This is a genomic window from Neisseria sp. HMSC065C04, from assembly GCF_001815375.1.
Classification (GTDB): domain Bacteria; phylum Pseudomonadota; class Gammaproteobacteria; order Burkholderiales; family Neisseriaceae; genus Neisseria; species Neisseria flavescens_D.
In genome coordinates, this window is the sequence record NZ_KV820402.1 from 1 (window position 1) to 1,025 (window position 1,025).

Here is a 1,025-nt window from a genome sequence, read left to right on the forward strand (position 1 = left end):
AGCTTACGACCAAATCGACAACGCTCCTGAAGAAAAAGCTCGTGGTATTACCATTAATACCTCACACGTAGAATACGAAACTGAAACCCGTCACTACGCACACGTAGACTGCCCGGGCCACGCCGACTACGTTAAAAACATGATTACCGGTGCTGCTCAAATGGACGGTGCTATCTTGGTATGTTCCGCAGCTGACGGTCCTATGCCGCAAACTCGCGAACACATCCTGTTGGCTCGCCAAGTAGGTGTGCCCTACATCATCGTATTCATGAACAAATGCGACATGGTTGACGATGCCGAGCTGTTGGAACTGGTTGAAATGGAAATCCGTGACCTGTTGTCAAGCTACGACTTCCCAGGCGACGACTGCCCAATCGTACAAGGTTCTGCGCTGAAAGCTTTGGAAGGTGACGCTGGTTACGAAGAAAAAATCTTCGAATTGGCTGCTGCTCTGGACAGCTACATCCCAACACCTGAGCGTGCTGTGGACAAACCTTTCTTGTTGCCTATCGAAGACGTATTCTCTATCTCTGGCCGTGGTACAGTAGTAACCGGTCGTGTAGAGCGCGGTATTATCCACGTTGGTGACGAGATCGAAATCGTAGGTCTGAAAGAAACTCAAAAAACCACTTGTACCGGTGTTGAAATGTTCCGCAAACTGCTGGACGAAGGTCAAGCAGGTGACAACGTAGGCGTATTGCTGCGTGGTACTAAACGTGAAGACGTAGAGCGTGGTCAAGTATTGGCTAAACCAGGTACTATCACTCCTCACACCAAATTCAAAGCAGAAGTGTACGTACTGAGCAAAGAAGAGGGTGGTCGTCACACTCCATTCTTCGCTAACTACCGTCCACAATTCTACTTCCGTACTACTGACGTAACTGGTGCAGTTACTTTGGAAGAAGGCGTAGAAATGGTAATGCCAGGTGAGAACGTAACCATTACTGTAGAACTGATTGCGCCTATCGCTATGGAAGAAGGTCTGCGCTTTGCGATTCGCGAAGGTGGTCGTACCGTAGGTGCAG

The 1,025-nt window shown here is 49.1% G+C and carries 1 protein-coding gene; it reads left to right on the forward strand.

Features of this window, described 5'->3' with window-relative positions; all coding sequences use genetic code 11:
- The coding region (tuf, locus tag HMPREF3022_RS03825; RefSeq protein WP_070765159.1) for an elongation factor Tu at positions 1–1,025 on the forward strand (1,025 nt) is incomplete at both ends.